Annotated in this window: 1 pseudogene; it reads right to left on the bottom strand. The window is 37.9% G+C overall.

What is annotated here, in order from left to right:
* Nucleotides 1-76: 76 nt before the first annotated feature.
* A pseudogene (locus HMPREF9431_RS11885) lies at nucleotides 77-937 on the bottom strand (IS256 family transposase, variant Zn-binding type); the annotation flags it as partial.
* Nucleotides 938-1,046: the final 109 nt, after the last annotated feature.

Consider the following 1,046-nt stretch of genomic DNA (forward strand, 5'->3'; position numbering starts at 1 on the left):
GGCGTAATGGACATTTGGTAGGCTGAAAACCTCTCGGGTTTTAGTAATGGACATTTGGTAGGCTGGTTATTCCAGCCTACTTTTTTGTATTTATGAGCCCATCTATAAACTTCTTTTTGTTAGCTTCATTCAATCCATTATGATTATGTAGTGCTCTTTTAAGTTGTGAGTTAAATCCTTCCAACAGGTTTGTTGTATTAGGTATTTGTATATCCGGATGCTCCTCACACGTATAGAGCCATGGCAGATGTGTCTTAATAGAACGTCTTGCCGTTCTCAGTCTTCTGTGTGTATAGGTTGTCTTGCCTGAGGCCAATAGAGTTCGTTCAGCCAGAAACTCTTTCCATTTCTCACACCATTTATCAAAAGCTGTTATAAACTCTTCTTTTCTCATAGAGAACATCCTTCTCATTAATGCCAATAGTTCAACGCCTGCAGGCAAATGTGGGTTGTTAGTAAGGAGTCTTCTAACTATCTGAAATTGGTGAAATTGACACATTTGTACGGGACAGAAATGTATAGATTGTAAAAGCCCTACATGCCCATCACATACCACTGCTTTTATTATAGTTCCACGCTCTGCAATATAACGAAGTCCGTCAAGATAATCTCTATTGGTTTCGTTCTTGACAAACTTACGATAGAGTATTTTGCCTGATGAAGCATCCTGAAACAGCATCACACCAAATGTCCTGGAAAAGTATGTTGTATCCAATATTATTACTGCAGATTTGGGGTAAGTAGCAGTAAAGCTATCTACTACTAAGCTCAACCTACGTCGTATGGTTCGCTTTGAACATTTATAAAGAGTGGATAGATCAGAAATCGTTCGATTTGCCGTCAGATAGTCATTCCATAGAGAAATATTATTTATACGCAGACCACCTTGAAATTGTCTACCACAATCCTTGCAAAAATACATCTGAACAGTACGTCGATGCCCATTTTTTTAACATTTGAGCTATTACAGAAGACACAGTTTTTTTATTCATAGGTTTTCAAATGCTGCAAAGGTAGTAAATTAAAGGATGCAGAGAGGTTTTCAG

Source organism: Segatella oulorum F0390 (genome assembly GCF_000224615.1).
Classification (GTDB): domain Bacteria; phylum Bacteroidota; class Bacteroidia; order Bacteroidales; family Bacteroidaceae; genus Prevotella; species Prevotella oulorum.